Source organism: Sulfuriferula sp. GW1, assembly GCF_047300855.1.
Classification (GTDB): Bacteria; Pseudomonadota; Gammaproteobacteria; order Burkholderiales; family Sulfuriferulaceae; genus Sulfuriferula.
Window position 1 is genome coordinate 3,188,712 of sequence record NZ_CP170197.1, and the last position, 15,742, is coordinate 3,204,453.

Sequence of the window (15,742 nt, forward strand, 5' to 3'; positions counted from 1 at the left end):
TTCACTCACTCCCGGTAGGTTCGAGAACAAATGCGTCAGGCAAGTCCACTTGTTGCCATGCGCCGTGGTTATAAAGATGTACTGCGAGGGTTTCAGGATCGAGCACCAGCATGCGTATCCAGTCATTCTGCACCAGGCGCTTGATGGTAACGACGCCTTCTATCGCGCTGCGGGCGTGCTCAAATGGGGCTTCAATGAGCGTAATCAATCGCAGAGGCTCATGATAAGGATGGCCGTCCTTGAGCACGGTTTGCGCCGGCAAGCCGGTACGCAAATCGCTCAGATTGCCGGTCATCACGCCAAAGCGGCCTGCGACATTGTGATACGCCTTGTTGCCGCTGCCGTAACGCTCGTTGTCGACCGTAGAAAAATAATGCTCCATGTTGATCCATTGCCCGACCACTAGGGGGCCGGTCAGGATGGACTCCAACAAACGCCGCTTGGGATCGACGCGCCAGTCATAGGAATTCAGAAAGGCACGGCCTGCCAGCACGGCACGCTGGGTGAGCTGGCGCCGCCCGATGACGAAATAGGCATTACGCGACAATCCCCATTCCGGCCGTGCCTGTGACCAGTCATTGGCATTGCGCCGCGCCAGGCGGCTCGATGCATTGGCATCCGGAGGTGCGCCGGTGTCACTCGGAACCAGGGTCGCCATGCGTTCCTGTGCGCACAAGCGGGACGCTGCCTTCAGCCCTTTATGTAAACGGTCGAGGTAAATCAGGTGCGCGGGCGGAATCAGCTCACGATCCAGAATGGTGATCTCGTCAGTCGTCGTATTGTGCAACGCGGCCACAAAGTGCACGTCGGCAGGGATATCCAGCCCCTGCTCGCGCAAGCGCCGCCGCACTTCCGACTTGTTGGCCATTTGCGCCATTGCACGTGCGTTAAAAATGCCTGAATTCCCCCCACAGGCACCACAATCAAGCGCGGATTCGTACGGATTATTCTCTGACGTACTGCCGTGCCCGACCAGCAACACAAAACGTGAAAAATGCTCAACCAATCCGATGGAGCGCAGCGCCTGCCCGACCAAGTGCGCCTGTTCGTTACTGCTAAAGCCAATCCGCCCCAGGCGTTCGAATTGCAGCCGCGAAAAGCGCCGGTTGATACGGTAGGCATCGCGCAGTCGCGTAACAAAGGCGTTGCACGCAGCCAGGTCCAGACCCAACTGATGTGCCAATTCATCGCTCGGCGATTGGTTGGTGAGTGCCGTTTCACGCAACTGACGCACCAAGTCGTCGGTAATGCGTTCAGGCGGCAAGCCCAATTCGTGCTCTACCGCTTTGACAATGACGGCACGCTGTACCGCGCGCAGGATGGAATCCGCCTGCTCACGGCCGAGCTTGTCCAGCAGCAGACGCGACATCTGCTTGGCGGGAAACAGCTTGCGACGCCAACGGCTGTATGCCAATGGCACAATAGTCTTGCCTATCATATCGAAACCGAACAGCAGCCCGATGGCCTCCACCGCCGCAAATGGAGCCAACACAGAGTTTTTCAGCTCATGCAGGGCGTGTTCAAATACACCCACCACGGATTCGTCAACAGGACCGCTGGCGTTCATTTCCAGCACCAGGTTTTTAGGCGTGACCACTGCCGGACACAAATGCGTTTCGCTGCCCTTGCCAAGTTCCAGTATGCCGATTGGCACGCCAAAGAAACCGGCAATGCCATAGGTCTGATAATCCCCTATGTGCTCCAGCTGACGCCGGATGCGTTCGGAACGGGTATCGATGCAAAACAGGGCCTGCGCGAACGGACGTTTGTCGCGCAGAGCTGGCTGCGCGACATCAACGTCGCGCAGCAACACCCGCATCGCTCGTGCTTCCATGGCGCGCAGCCACAGCATGCCCTCGGTTTGCTCGAACGCCTGAACCGTGGCGAGCAAACTGTCCAGCTCCTCGATTGATAGCGAAGTCAGACATAAAGGAGCCGACGCCTGCGTGCCCCAATCTTGCAGACGTTGCGCCAACAACATCGCCTCATCAACACGTTTATGTTCGACATAAGCTGTAAACACGCTACTGATAACTGATTGCTTGCCACGCAGAATGGCGTCTTCCACCTTGGCTGCCAGTTGCGGCACCACATTACCGCTGTAGAACTCATAGCGCAGGAAAGCTTCAGCAGTGTGTGCATCTATGAACTGCGCCAATTCGGGAGCACTTCCTGGCACCTTCGATCCGGCTTCCTCTTTAAGCAAGGCCAGTCCCAGTGCAAGCCGTACTGCCAGAAAATCAACCAGATCGGCCGGATAATGCTGTCCCCAGTAGTAATGTTTGGCGTTTGAACGCCAGCGGATAAAACCGGCCCAGCCATGCAAGTGCACCAGCTCGCGCGAAAAATAGTCCGCCCAGCGCGCTTCCGGGACAGCAAGCGTATCCATGGCGTAGGCAATCACGCCTTCCGGAGTAGTCGATTGCGCCAGGATTTGGCTGATATTCACGCCGCGCAAAAACAGCCTGACGTTGCGCCGGGACAATTCACGCCAGGCGTTGAATAGTCCAGATTCACGCCCCGGCATAGTCCAGGCTGACTGACCTTCGTCAAAAAAATCCAGACAGCTTTTAATCAACAAGTCATCCAGTGTTGTGCCAATATGCGTGCCAAACAAGGTATCAACCGCCTCGTATATCGGCCGCGCCCCATCTACCTTTTCGTGCAACCAGGCGGCCAATGCGGCCATGTCGACGGGCTCCGCACGCTCGGACACCATGCCATTGAGCGCGTGATGCACATCCCGCGTACCTGCCATGACGCATGCCTTGCTCAGCGGCTCGGCAACCTGAGTGAGCAGCGTCATCAGCCAATGCGACAAATCCACACCCGGCACGCTGCTCCGCGTGGTGACGAAGTCTTGCACCCCCTTCAGCAGACTTGCACGGTCAATTTTTCCTTCCTGCAAAAAACGTTGATACGTCTTGCGCGGCAGAAAGCCCTTGCCATGAAAAAGCGCCTGGCCCTTTTCTACCGCCTGCGCAAAAGGCAGTTTTTCCAGACCATGCAAAGGATTGTGGTGAATGAAGTTACGCATCGGCCAAAAATACGGAATCGGCTCGCCTGCCACGTATACCATGGCACGAATTTTTAACTTGCGATCAAGCGCCAGGCTCATTTACCATCCCCCCGTCAGTCCCATACTGGTCAGTACCGTAGCGGCGCCCGCAAGTGTTACCAATCCCAAGCCAGCCAGCCACGCGGTACGCAGACTCAAATCCGGAGGTGTTTGCGTGCGTGACCAAACGCCAGGCAAAAACCCTTGCAGCAACCGTGCCCCGGCCCAACTCCATAACAGCCAGACAATCAACACGCCCAACGCAGCCATAAACGACGCCTCTGACAACACCGCAATCAATGCAAAAAACGAGGGGAACAGTGGTGTCGCAATCGCCGCCAGCACGGCCAGTACCAACACGCCCGCCAACCGTGGCAAACGCTGTGCCATACCGCAATGCAAGCCACTATAGGCCGCCCCCAGGCGGCTTTTTAGCATGGGGACCACGGCGGCCGCGATAATGAAGGAGGCGGAAAAACCCAGACCCTGCAAACGCAAAATCGTCTCGCTGCTGGCGTTGACCAACCCAATCCAGAGCAACGCAAAAGCTGACGCTGCGATGAATGAAATCCATGTGCTGAAATCCCTCAGGCTGAGCATACGCAACGCATACAACGCCGCCGTCAACAGCCCCCACCCCACCGCCCACCGAGGCAGCTGCGTATGCGCTGAAAATGCGATGGTCAAACCAATTTGAGGCCAGGCAAGCAATATCAGGGCGCGCAACCACGTCCACGGCACGTATTTGAAAAAGGCTGTCAATAGCATGCTGAGCGGAAACAGCGGCAAAAATATCCCTATTGCAAGCAGAATCAGAATTGCCATATCAAATCCACCTCAGCCATAGATTTAAGCGCGCGGACAGTCCAATCAACCCGCGCCCCAACAGCGCATATACATCCGCAATGTAGAGTTCACGTGAAATCAGCGCGTAAAAAGCGAGCCAGCTGCGTTTCGGCTGTTTATGTCCTTCATTGTGATAACTGGCCGCACGGTAGGCCAGCATCGAGCCAAACACGATGACTCCCGTGAGCACGCCAACCAGTATGTAAAACTCGGACTGGCTAATGCCGGCTGCTGCGTAGATACGGGCACGAAATTGTGCATCAGGGTACAGAAACAGATCGAATGCATGGCTGATGAAGGTATAACCGAGCACCACCAGGGTCAGCGATAAAACCGCCAAAGTCACCAGACGCCAAGGCGTTTCGCTGTCCATGCGGTGGATGGAAAACAGCAATTGGGCACCTGTAACCCAGCCGAAAAACAGCAGAATAATCGCACCCTGCTCGATCACAAGGCTGTCTGACACCAGCCAATGTGCCAGGCCGAACACCAACGCCGGCACTGCTAAGGTAATCGCTGCCATCAATATCCACGGTTGCCGATAAGCGGTGGGACGCCGCTCAATCACAAATGTGTAGAGATCATCCTTGGGCACGCCGTCGTCGTGGCGCGCCTTGCCGATGACACCGCCAGAAGCAAGAAACAGTGTGCCTTTGAACAGGCCGTGCGCGATCAAGTGGAAAATCGCGAGTGAAAACGCGCCCACGCCACACTCCATAATCATGAAGCCCATCTGCCCCATGGTCGAGTAACCTAACGCTTTTTTGATGTCGTTTTGCGACAGCATCAACACCGAGCCAATGACCGCCGTCAGCAGGCCGACCAGAAATACCCAGTGCAACACGCCGTCGGCTTCGACAAACACCGGTGCGAACCGGTTGATGATAAAGGCACCGGCGTTGACGATACCGGCATGCATCAGCGCCGACACCGGCGTCGGACCATCCATCGTATAGGGCAGCCAGGTATGTAGAAAAAACTGCGCGGAACGCGCAAACGCCGACAGCGCAATCAACCCTGCGACCGTTTCGCTCAATGGCAACCCAAAGACAGTAAGCGCATCCGGGTGGGCGGCAATCTGCTGAAAAATGTCCGGTAACGACCAGGTGCCGAATGCGCGGTAGAGCAGGATGGCGGCCAACACCATCGGCACATCACCAAAGCGATAGGTGATGAACGACCAAAAACCATAGCGATAGGCTTGCAGGCTGCGGCTATTGTGATTGAGCAGAAAAAACAGCACTACACCTATCAGGTGCCAGCCCACCAGCAAGGTAATCAGATCGCCCGCCGCAATGGTGAGCAGCAACACTCCGGTCATGGCGTCGAGCAACACAAAAAAACGCCGGTATCCGGGATCCTCAGCCATGTAGCGCACGGAATACACATGCACTATCAAGCTAATGCCGGATATCACCACCGCCATCAATAAGGTCAAGGAATCGAACAGGAGACTGCCCCACACCGGAGCGAGCACAATATGTCTGGCGCCATGACCGCTCAGCTTGAACGCCAGCAATAGCACTGCAAGAGCAAAAGTAAGGGTCCCGGCCGCCACACTCAGGGTCACGACACGGCGCCCGAGCTTGTCTGACAGCACCTGCGCCACGAAAGCAGTCAGCAATGGCAGCGCAACCAGCAGTACGATAAGTTTATCCATCATTCAGCGCATCCCCTTGCGTATGTGCGGCAGCCAAAGTGCCCATGAGCTTGTCCTATGGCAGGCCGTATTTCTTGCAGCTTCATGATTAACGCAAACGCCGAGTGGTATTTGCCGTTGGCAAACAAGCTACCAGCGTTTATTTAACAATCGGGTCAGGGGAAAGGCATGACGCAGGGCGATGCAACGCAGGCCCATGTAAAAGTGGGCGCATCGACTCAATCAGATTAAGCGCATTCCCGAACATACCCGTCCCTGCGGAAATTTCTGCAGGCTAGTGTATGCTTGAACATTACAGAACAAAAATTAATCTTTTTTACAAAATGCATTCATAAAAGTAGATACATCACCGGGATAAGTGAAACACGCGCTGAATTGCTTTTACGTTGTTTTTGTTTCCACACAGGTAGGTTTCAGGCATTGGCGCCATACGACGATCGCGACCGCAAGAAACACTACTCGGATAAACAGACCCGCTCAAACCGACCGCAACAACGCCGCCGAGCACACCGAACCTGACCCACATGCCGAGCGTGGCAACCGGCAATATCATGGGGTCATCCGCTTCGCTGATGGCAAAGCTGGCCAGCGGAATCCCCTTGGGCCTTTGCACGATGGAGAGCAGCGAGTCCAAGCACTTCAGATATTTGGAAGGCCCGGCACACCCAGCAGGCGCGCTGCCCACGCCGGCGATAGTGGTGCAATCCGCGCGGCGCGGCACCGGCGGCATAATGAAACAGCAAGTCAGGAGTATGCTGCGCGGAGACCATCCCTCATGCCCGGCATGATGAACCGCGCCAGGGCGATTGCGATATAGAGGGGGTAAACCATAGGCAGCTTGCACTGCCTGTAGCACAGGCCGAGCATGGTAAAAATTTCCAGACACAGGACCAGCAGTAAGTCGGTCCAGATGACTTTGCGCGCCGCCACCATGAGCAGCCATTCCTGAAAACTGGCCATCAGGGTGGCCAGCGGGATCACGATCAAACTGACATTTTCGACCCAATGCGAAATGCGCAATGTGAGACGATTTTTGGTTGGCTCGAGGTATTGCCCTGTGTGGATCAGGCAGGTTTTAGCTGCCTTGCCCGCGATTACGAAGCTGTGTCGCCCTTTTTGCCATTGCGCGTTGCCATCAGGCTGGCCAGCACCGAAGCCAGCAGAATGATGCCCACCACTCCCAGCGCCAACCCGATCGGCACCTTGTACCAGTGTGCCACCAGCATCTTGGCGCCGACGAATACCAGCACCAGCGCCAGTCCATACTTGAGCAAATGGAAGCGGCTGGCCATGTCCGCCAGCAAAAAATACAGGGCGCGCAAGCCCATGATGGCAAAAATATTGGAGGTGAACACGATGAACGGATCAGTGGTGATGGCGAAAATGGCCGGGATGCTGTCCACCGCAAAAATCACGTCGGAGGTCTCGATCAGGATCAGCACCAGAAACAGCGGCGTGAACCAGCGCACGCCGTCTTGCAGCAGCGTGAATTTCTCGGCGTGATAGTCCGGGGTGATGCGCAAATGACCGCGCATCCATTTGAGCGCCGGGTTACCTTCCAGGCTGGGTTCCTGGTCGGCAAACACCAGCATCTTGAAGCCGGTCACCAGCAGAAACAGACCGAACACATACAGAATCCAGTGAAACTCGGCCACCAGCCAGGCACCCAGCAGGATCATGATCGCGCGCAGCACAATCGCACCCAGCACGCCATACAGCAGCACGCGACGCTGGTATTCAACCGGCACCGCGAAATAGCTGAATATCATCAGGAACACGAAGATATTGTCCACCGACAGGGATTTTTCGATCAGGTAGCCGGTGATGAATTCCAGTGCCTTGGTATTGGCCACTTCGCGTCCGGCGCTGCCATCCAGATACCACCACAGCAACCCGGCGAAGGCGAATGACAGCGTCACCCACAACAGCGACCAGCCCAATGCTTCCTTGACGCTCACCTTGTGAGCATGACGCCCGCCCAACGCGAACATGTCCAGTGCCAGCATGGCGATGACAAACACCACAAATCCCGCCCACATACCCGGTGTGGCAAAAGACTCGATACCATTCATGGCAAATTTCCTTCAGATTAATATGCTATAGACCGCTCCGGCCAACGGCGCGGCTGTCCTCCAGCCATTCGCGCCACACGGCCAAAGCCACCGCCAATATCAATGGCCCAATAAACAGGCCGATCAGACCAAATGCGGCAACGCCACCGAGCACACCGAACATCACCAGCACGAAGGGGATGCGCGTGGCGCCGCTGATGACCATGGGGCGAATCAGGTTGTCCACCCAGCTCACCACCAGTGCACCCCACAGAAACAAGCCGATCGCCTCGGCGTGATGGCCGTTGAGGTAAAGCCACACCGACAGGCTGCCCCACACAAACGGCGTACCGAACGGGATCAGCGCAATGGTGGCCGTGAATGCCGCCATCGCCAGTGGCGAATCGACGCCTGCGGCCCAGTAGCCGAGCCCGGCCAGGGCGCCCTGCGCCAGCGCGGTGAGGACGATGCCATAGAGCACTGCGCGGGTAGTATTGCCCACCGCATCGAAGTAACCGTGAATACGCGGCCCGATCATGTCTGCCAGTACCTCGCGCAGTTGGCCGAGCGCGCGTTTGCCGTCGCGATACAGGAAAAACAGCGTGAGCAGCGCAAATGCAAGTTTGATCAGATTGCGCCCCACCCCGCCCAACAGTGCAACGGTTTCAACGCGAAAACCTGCCAGCAGCTGTTGCAGCTGCCCTTTGATTCCCCCCGGATCAGCGCTGGCACGCGCCAACCAGTCCTGCAGCTCGGACCCAATCCACGGCAACCTGAGAACCATGTCGGGCAGTTGAAAATCACCGCGTGCCAGATGCTCCGCCACCTGATGTGCGCCGTCCATGAACTCGTCCTGCAACAAGACTACAAAGCCAAGCATGGGAATGATCAGTACGACAGCAACCAGCAAAGTCATGAGCAAGGCCGCGATATTGCAGCGGCCACCCAGACGCTGGCACAGCCACATATAACCCGGCCAGCTGATATAGGCGAGGATAGCGGCCCACGCCACCGAGGCCATAAATGGGCTGAGCACGACATACACTGCCGTCCCCAGCCCGGCCAGAAACACGCCGAGCATGATCCGGCGCGCGAAAGAATTGCCGCTTAGCTCGCGCACGGCAGGGGGCTCGGCATCATGCGCCGGCGCGCAAAGCGGCGATGCGTTCTTCCAGCGGTGGATGGGTCATGAACAGTCGCTTCAGACCGCTGCCCACGCTACCGGCAATCCCGAATGCGGCCATTTTTTCCGGTAAAGGCGCAGTGTGTACCTGATTCAGGCGCTCCAGCGCGGCAATCATGTGCGGCCGTCCGGCTAGGGTTGCGCCGCCGCGGTCGGCGCGAAATTCGCGCTGACGCGAGAACCACATCACGATGATGGAAGCGAGTATGCCCAGTACCAGTTCGGCAATGATCATGGTGACGAAAAATGCCGGTCCGGTGCCGCGCTCGGTCTTGAACACCACCTTGTCCACCATATGTCCAATCACGCGCGACAGGAACATCACGAAAGTATTCACCACCCCCTGAATCAGCGCCAGCGTCACCATGTCGCCGTTGGCAACGTGCGAGATCTCATGACCCAGTACCGCCTCGGCTTCTTCCTTGGTCATGGATTGCAGCAGGCCGGTGGAAACCGCCACCAGCGCGTTGTTCTTGTTCATGCCGGTGGCAAATGCATTCACTTCGGGCGCATCGTAAATCGCCACTTCGGGCATGCCGATGCCGGCTTGCTGAGCTTGACGGCGCACCGTACCTACGAGCCAGATTTCAGCAGGAGTACGTGGATTCTCGATGACCACAGCGCCCACAGAGCGCTTGGCCGTCCACTTTGAAATCGCCAATGAAATGAAAGACCCACCCATCCCAAATACAGCCGCAAAAACCAGCAGCGAACCCAGGTTCAGCCCCTGCGCGGTGAGATAGGGCTCTACACCCAGCACGCGCAGGGTAATGGACAGAACCAGCACAATGGCCATGTTGGTGGCAAGGAACAGAAAAATACGTTTCATGGCAACTCCTTTTGCAATGGATGGAATATGCGTGATTTTTTCAGCCGCCGGAACCGTGTTTTTTCGAACCGCCCAGGCGATCAGTCAATGCGAACATCACCCCGGTCACCACAAAGGTCAGGTGAATACCCACTTTCCATGCCATCTGTTCATTGGTATAAGCACCTGCCGCCATAAACGCCTTGAGCAATTCAATTCCAGAAATAGCAATGATAGACCCAATCAATTTCATTTTCAGATCAGCGAAATCCACGTGCCCCATCCAGTCTGGACGATCTTCATGGTTACCCACATTGATTTTGGACACAAAATTTTCGTAACCGGCAAAAATGATGATGATCAGCAGGTTAGCGACCAAAACCAGATCGACCAGCGATAACACCCCCACTACAACACTGCCTTCGCCCTGTGTCACCATCGGAATCAGGTGCATGAACTCGATGCCGAAGTACCACACCAGCATCACAATCGCGGCGACCAGGCCCAGATACAGGGGTGCCAGCAGCCAGCGACTGGAAAAGATCAGTGTTTCAAGGAGGTGTTCTATGGATTTCATTTATGCCGCGCCAAACCAATAGGTATCAATCATCGCTGTTCATAAAGCCCAGCAACTGCATCAGGCTGGTGAACAGATTGAATATCGTTACAAACAGGCCCACAGTGGCCATGATGTAGTTGGTTTCGCCGCCATGAATGATATTGCTGGTTTCGTACAGAATCATGCCAGACATCAGCAGCACGAAAATGGCCGACACCGCGAGCGACAGCGCCGGCAGTTCGAAAAACACCGCACCCAGGCTGGCGACGATGCCAACGATCATGCCCACCATCAGGAAGCCGCCCATATAGCTGAAGTTTTTGCGCGTGGTCAGGGCATAACCCGATAGCCCAAGAAAAATCGCGGCTGTCAGACCCATCGCCATCGCTACCGTTTGGCCGCCATTGGGCAGGCCGAGGTAATGGCTGACGATGGGGCCCAAGGTGTAGCCCATGAAGCCGGTCAACGCAAACACCAAACCCAGTCCGGTTGTGCTATCGCGGAATTTGCTGGTAAGGAACAGCAGGCCGAAATAGCCCACCAGCGTAACAATGATTCCGGGGTGAGGCAGCTTCAGCGCCATGCTTGCCATGGCAGTCAATGCCGCGAACAGCAACGTGGCGGACAACAGCATGTATGTGTTGCGGATGACCTTGTTGGTCGACAGTGCGCTAATCTCAGCGCCCTGCCCCACGGGGATAGAATTCATCGAATGTAGAGGATTCATGTTTGATGCTCCTGACGGATTAACGACTCCTGAATTCTATACGCTCTCGGAATCATTATTATTCGAATATACTTTAACAATCATTCGAAATATCGGAGCAATCATGAGCGCACTGAATTACAAACATCTGCATTATTTCTGGGTCGTCGCCAAAGCCGGCGGAGTGGGCAAGGCTGCCGAACGTCTGCATCTGACGCCGCAATCGATCAGCGGCCAGCTGGGTGTGCTCGAAGAGGCGCTCGCCACACAATTATTTCGTCGCGTCGGCCGCACGCTGGAACTGACCGAAGCCGGGCGCATGGTGCTCGGCTATGCCGAAGAAATATTTGTGCTTGGTGAAGAGCTGCAGGAGGCGTTGCGCCAGCAGCCCGCCAGTCGCAGCATGCAATTTCGCGTCGGGATTGCCGATATGGTAGCCAAGTCGGTGGCATATCAGTTACTGGAACCGGCCATGCGCATCGAGGAAAAACCGCGCTTGCAATGCCGCGAGGGGCGTCTCGACAGCCTGCTTGGGGAACTCGCTGTGCACCGGCTGGATTTGGTGATTGCTGACCGCCCCATGCCAACCAAATTAAACGTGCGTGGATTCAGTCACTTGCTTGGGGAGTGTGGGCTCACATTTCTGGCGGCGCCAGCGCTGGCGGCGACCCATGCGGGCCATTTTCCGCAGTTACTCGATACCGCGCCGTTATTACTGCCTGGAGAAGATGCCGCCGTGCGCCCGAAACTCATGCGCTGGCTCGATGAACTGCGCATTCGCCCGCGTATCGTCGGTGAATTTGACGACAGCGCCCTGCTCAACGCTTTTGGTAAAGAAGGCGCCGGGATTTACGCCGTGCCCAGCACCATCTCCGAGTTGATCCAGGCTCAGACGGGGAGCGTGCGGCTTGGCCAAACCGACCAGGTGACCGAGCAGTTTTACGCCATCTCCACCGAACGTCGTCTGACTCACCCGGCGGTGCTGGCCATCAGTACGACAGCGCGGCAGGAGATGTTCAGCGTTCCTGATTAACGCGTCAGCCCGGCGTAGAGGATAGGCAGTTTCTCCGGCAGACGCTCGACGTGATCCACCACCATGTAATTACGCGCGCCGAAAATACGCGACACATACTGGTCGGCACGCGGATCCAGGCTCATGCAATAGGTCGTCACACCGTTCTTGGCGACCTCCTCCACCGCCTTTTTGGCATCGAAGCGCAGATATTGCGGATCGCGTACGTCCACATCGGCAGGCTCTCCGTCGGTAATCACCAGCAGCAGCTTTTTGGATGAACGTTGCTGCTTCAGATAATGTCCGGCATGACGGATGGCCGCACCCATACGCGTGGAGAGCTGGCCGGTCATGCCCGCCAGCTTGCCCTTGGGAACTTCGTTATAAGGCTGGTCGAAATCCTTGTAGCGGTAGTATTCCACGTCGTGCCGGCCATCCGAACAGAAGCCGTGAATGGCAAAGGGATCGCCGATCTTGTTGATGGCATCCGCCAGCAACACCGTGGCCTGACGGGTCAAATCCAGCACCGAGAATTCCTGCCCGGCTACCTTGTCGTTGGTCGACTCGGACAAATCCAGCAGCACCATCACTGAAATATCGCGCACTTTGCGTACCGAGCGCATCATGATGCGCGGATCGGGCTGATTGCCCATACGCATATCGATCATCGCGGCAATGGCCGCGTTAATGTCTACTTCGTCGCCGTCTTCCAGCTTGCGGATGCGTTGCACGCCTTGCGGCTGCATTGCGTCGAGCAGAAATTTCATGCGCTGGATTTCGCGTCTGTACTGCGCGGCAATGTCATCAATGATCTGCATGTCGCCGGCTTTGGCGCGCTTCTCCATCACGGTTGCCCAGCTCGGCCGCTCCAGCTGAATCTGGTAGTCCCATTCCGAATAATGGTAGGGCGCGGAAACCGGCTCTTTGCCCTCCATCTCGTTGTAGGACTTGCCCATATCTTCATATGGATACAGCTCGGTGCCCAGCACCCAGATTTCCTGCGCATCGTCGCCCGCCAGCTCGCAGTCAATCTCGTTAACGAACTCCATCAGGCTGACGTTCTTGCGCACTTGCTGGATGGTGTCATAGCCAGCCCCCGCCGCCTTGTCGAAATCGAATTCCTCGAATTCCCAGAAATAGCGGTTGTCATCGCGGTACGGTGCGGTCAGCAGATCGGTACGCGGCTGGTAGGGGATGCGCAACAGGCTCAATTCGTGCGCCAGCGTCACCCCGATATCCCACGATAACTGGTTATCGGCGAGCCTGCCCTGTTCGGTGGCAAACAGCTCGCGCGCATGGCTGATAATGGGATGGTCATCCTGATACGTCGCATCCAGCAACGCCCGCACAATGCGGTTGAGGTAATCGCCAAAGGTCTTGGATTGCGCCGAGGTTGCCGTGTGCAGATGCGCCCACAGATGCCCGATACCGGGGAAGGCATTAATGGCGAGGCGCTCCACGCGTGCATCCTCGATAACGGAAATGACCGCCATCTGCATCGGGTTCAGACTCTCTGCCGAAATCGGAGCAGTCGTGTAAACAATGTGCGCCGCGCAGTGCGCAGCGGTAGCACGGTACAACTCCAGGCCTGGGGTTCGTCCCAGTTCGCTGCCATCTTTGCCACGCAATACAAAATCGTCGAATGCGTCGGGCAGATGCATCAGATAGTCCTCGATATAGGGGCGGTAGCCTTCACGCTTTTCGAAGTCACCCGAGGTGGGGCGCATGAAAAAGTCGCGCCCCCACAATGCGCGCAAATACATGTTGATGCGTCGCTGCACATCGACGAACAGTGTACCTTTGCGTTCCTGTTGCAGGATGGCCTTGGATTCCAGGGTTTGCAGACCGAAATATTTGATCTGCTCTTCGTAATTGGTACGGTGCGCCTGTGCGCCCCAGGTCGCCCAGCGCCGTAAACCGCCGAGGGTAAGTTGTCCGAACAGCGTATCGAGATTTTCCAGCATGGGTTTGACCCCGCGCGGCGCACTGGCCAGCAGCACGTTAAGCAACTGAAGATACTTGCTGAACAACTCGGCATCGCCCAGACGCTCGGCGGCGGTAGGCGCCGTCGCCAGCACCAACTCGATCACCGTGCCGCTGGTTTTCGACGCCATCATCATGGCGCTGTGTACCAGTTCGGGAATCACATCTTCCCCTAAGCCGCGCGCGATGGTGGGAGCGTTCTGGATATAGGTCGCCACCAGATCGCAACCGCGACCCAGGTTACGCAAAGATTTGGCGCCCTTAAGGTAATGATCCAGACCAGCCGGGCTGAATACGCGCACTGCATCGTGCCACGCGGATTGCAAAATCAGGCGCGAGCTTTCCGAGAGTTCGCCCAGTGTATCTTCGTAGTCTTCCAGATTAATGGACATGGCTATACCTTAATGATTGCCTCAGTGGTCACGGAGAATCCGAAATCCGGTTGCGCGCGCTGCCGGGCATCGAATTGTTTCTGCATTCTCCGTCCGCTGTGATTTCTACGGCTAATTGCTTCAGCAGCCACCTTTAAAAGAACGTACTCACTGCTGCATCCAGCGCATCGCGCATGTCCGGGTCATCGGTAATCGGGCGCACCAATGCCATACGGCACGCAGCGGTCGGCTCCACGTTCTTGGCGATCAGGCTGCCTGCGTATATCAGCATGCGCGTGGAGATGCCTTCGTCAAGACCGTGGCCTTTCAGGTTGCGCGCGCGTTCGGCGATGGATACGAGCTTGCCGGCCACTTCGCCACTGACGCCGGTTTCGTGGGCGACGATTTCGGTTTCGATGTCGTGTGCCGGGTAGTTGAAGTCGAGTGCGCCAAAACGTTGTTTGGTGGATTGTTTCAGATCCTTCATCAGGCTCTGGTAGCCGGGGTTGTAGGAGATCACCAGCTGGAAGTCGGGATGCGCCTGGATCAGCTCGCCTTTTTTCTCCAGCGGCAACACGCGGCGGTTGTCGGTGAGCGGGTGGATCACCACGGTGGTGTCCTGGCGCGCTTCGACGACTTCGTCCAGGTAGCAGATCGCGCCATGGCGCGCTGCGATGGCCAGCGGGCCGTCCTGCCAGCGGGTGCCGCTGGCATCCAGCAGAAAGCGTCCGACCAGGTCGGAGGCGGTCATGTCTTCGTTACACGCCACGGTAATCAAGGGCTTGTTGAGTTTCCACGCCATGTATTCAACAAAGCGGGTTTTGCCGCAACCGGTCGGGCCTTTCAGCATCATCGGCATGCGCACCGAGTAGGCCGCTTCGTACAGCGCGACTTCGTCGGCCACGCCCCGGTAATAAGGTTCTTTTTCAATGCGGTATTGCGCGATAGTGTCGCTCATGCCGAACTCCGTATCTGGAAATTATTGATTGGTTAAGACGTACGAAATCTAATGCCGCACCCTGTGAGCCCAATCTGGTTGAGGAATATTATTCATACAAAAAAAAAAGCCCCCGCAGCCTCACGGCAGCGGGGGCTTCGCTACGGTTGCCCGCGCCGCGACTTGATTAAACAGTCTTGCCGCGATATATCACCATGGAAGTGCCTTGTGACTGATTGAAGTTGTTGTAACCAATCAAACGCACATGGTTGTCCGGGTTGGCTTTGTGACAAGCTTCCGCTTCTGCCAGCACTTTTTCCACGTCGGTTTCACCGAACATGGGCAGCTTCCACATATACCAGTAGGAATCCATCAGGTACTGCGGCTCGATGTGCTCGATAGCCGGGTTCCAGCCTTTCGACACCAGGTAAGCCACCTGCTTGCGGATATTGGCGGCATCCATCGCGGGCAGATACGAGAAGGTTTCAAATTTCCGGCTGGCGGGGTCGCTCAGACGGGAGTTGTAATCCATTACTTCACTCATTGCATCACTCCTGAATTGGGTTGA

Annotated in this window: 14 protein-coding genes; 1 reads left to right on the forward strand and 13 read right to left on the reverse strand. The window is 56.6% G+C overall.

Annotated features, from left to right (window positions below; all coding sequences use genetic code 11):
- Position 1: 1 nt before the first annotated feature.
- The 10 genes from ACFDAU_RS15660 to ACFDAU_RS15705 all read right to left on the reverse strand — a co-directional run bounded on the left by ACFDAU_RS15660 (position 2) and on the right by ACFDAU_RS15705 (position 10,892).
- Positions 2 to 3,118 carry a DUF2309 domain-containing protein gene (locus ACFDAU_RS15660; RefSeq protein ID WP_413437830.1) on the reverse strand — a complete coding sequence of 1,039 codons (3,117 nt, stop codon included), beginning with the start codon at positions 3,116 to 3,118 and terminating at the stop codon, positions 2 to 4.
- Positions 3,119 to 3,883 carry a hypothetical protein gene (locus tag ACFDAU_RS15665; RefSeq protein ID WP_413437831.1) on the reverse strand — a complete coding sequence of 255 codons (765 nt, stop codon included), beginning with the start codon at positions 3,881 to 3,883 and terminating at the stop codon, positions 3,119 to 3,121.
- A gap of 1 nt (position 3,884) precedes the next feature.
- Positions 3,885 to 5,567 carry an NADH-quinone oxidoreductase subunit L gene (locus ACFDAU_RS15670; protein WP_413437832.1) on the reverse strand — a complete coding sequence of 561 codons (1,683 nt, stop codon included), beginning with the start codon at positions 5,565 to 5,567 and terminating at the stop codon, positions 3,885 to 3,887.
- 343 nt (positions 5,568 to 5,910) lie between these two features.
- Positions 5,911 to 6,198 (reverse strand): hypothetical protein, encoded by a 288-nt coding sequence (locus ACFDAU_RS15675; RefSeq protein ID WP_413437833.1) that lies wholly within the window; start codon positions 6,196 to 6,198, stop codon positions 5,911 to 5,913.
- Between the two features lie 110 nt (positions 6,199 to 6,308).
- Positions 6,309 to 6,551: a hypothetical protein gene (locus ACFDAU_RS15680; protein WP_413437834.1), complete on the reverse strand. Its 243-nt coding sequence runs from the start codon at positions 6,549 to 6,551 to the stop codon at positions 6,309 to 6,311.
- A gap of 107 nt (positions 6,552 to 6,658) precedes the next feature.
- The gene (locus tag ACFDAU_RS15685; protein WP_413437835.1) at positions 6,659 to 7,636 is read right to left on the reverse strand and encodes a TerC family protein; all 978 of its coding nucleotides are present in this window, start codon (positions 7,634 to 7,636) and stop codon (positions 6,659 to 6,661) included.
- 25 nt (positions 7,637 to 7,661) lie between these two features.
- A complete protein-coding gene (locus ACFDAU_RS15690; protein ID WP_413437836.1) occupies positions 7,662 to 8,735 on the reverse strand; it encodes an AI-2E family transporter in 1,074 nt (357 codons plus the stop codon).
- A 16-nt stretch (positions 8,736 to 8,751) separates the two neighbouring features.
- The gene (gene htpX, locus ACFDAU_RS15695; protein WP_413437837.1) at positions 8,752 to 9,627 is read right to left on the reverse strand and encodes a protease HtpX; all 876 of its coding nucleotides are present in this window, start codon (positions 9,625 to 9,627) and stop codon (positions 8,752 to 8,754) included.
- Between the two features lie 40 nt (positions 9,628 to 9,667).
- A complete protein-coding gene (locus ACFDAU_RS15700) occupies positions 9,668 to 10,183 on the reverse strand; it encodes a TIGR00645 family protein (RefSeq protein ID WP_413437838.1) in 516 nt (171 codons plus the stop codon).
- 25 nt (positions 10,184 to 10,208) lie between these two features.
- Positions 10,209 to 10,892 (reverse strand): Bax inhibitor-1/YccA family protein, encoded by a 684-nt coding sequence (locus ACFDAU_RS15705; protein WP_413437839.1) that lies wholly within the window; start codon positions 10,890 to 10,892, stop codon positions 10,209 to 10,211.
- A gap of 103 nt (positions 10,893 to 10,995) precedes the next feature.
- Here ACFDAU_RS15705 and nhaR point away from each other — a divergent pair, with 103 nt between their 5' ends.
- A complete protein-coding gene (gene nhaR, locus ACFDAU_RS15710) occupies positions 10,996 to 11,904 on the forward strand; it encodes a transcriptional activator NhaR (RefSeq protein WP_413437840.1) in 909 nt (302 codons plus the stop codon).
- Here the strand turns inward: nhaR and ACFDAU_RS15715 are convergent.
- The 3 genes from ACFDAU_RS15715 to ACFDAU_RS15725 all read right to left on the reverse strand — a co-directional run bounded on the left by ACFDAU_RS15715 (position 11,901) and on the right by ACFDAU_RS15725 (position 15,718).
- Positions 11,901 to 14,258, reverse strand: a complete 2,358-nt coding sequence (locus ACFDAU_RS15715) for a nitric oxide reductase activation protein NorD (protein WP_413437841.1) — start codon at positions 14,256 to 14,258, stop codon at positions 11,901 to 11,903. The genes nhaR and ACFDAU_RS15715 overlap by 4 nt on opposite strands.
- Positions 14,259 to 14,391: 133 nt before the next feature.
- A complete protein-coding gene (locus ACFDAU_RS15720; RefSeq protein WP_413437816.1) occupies positions 14,392 to 15,195 on the reverse strand; it encodes a CbbQ/NirQ/NorQ/GpvN family protein in 804 nt (267 codons plus the stop codon).
- A gap of 166 nt (positions 15,196 to 15,361) precedes the next feature.
- Positions 15,362 to 15,718 carry a ribulose bisphosphate carboxylase small subunit gene (locus ACFDAU_RS15725; RefSeq protein WP_413437842.1) on the reverse strand — a complete coding sequence of 119 codons (357 nt, stop codon included), beginning with the start codon at positions 15,716 to 15,718 and terminating at the stop codon, positions 15,362 to 15,364.
- Between the last annotated feature and the right edge of the window lie 24 nt (positions 15,719 to 15,742).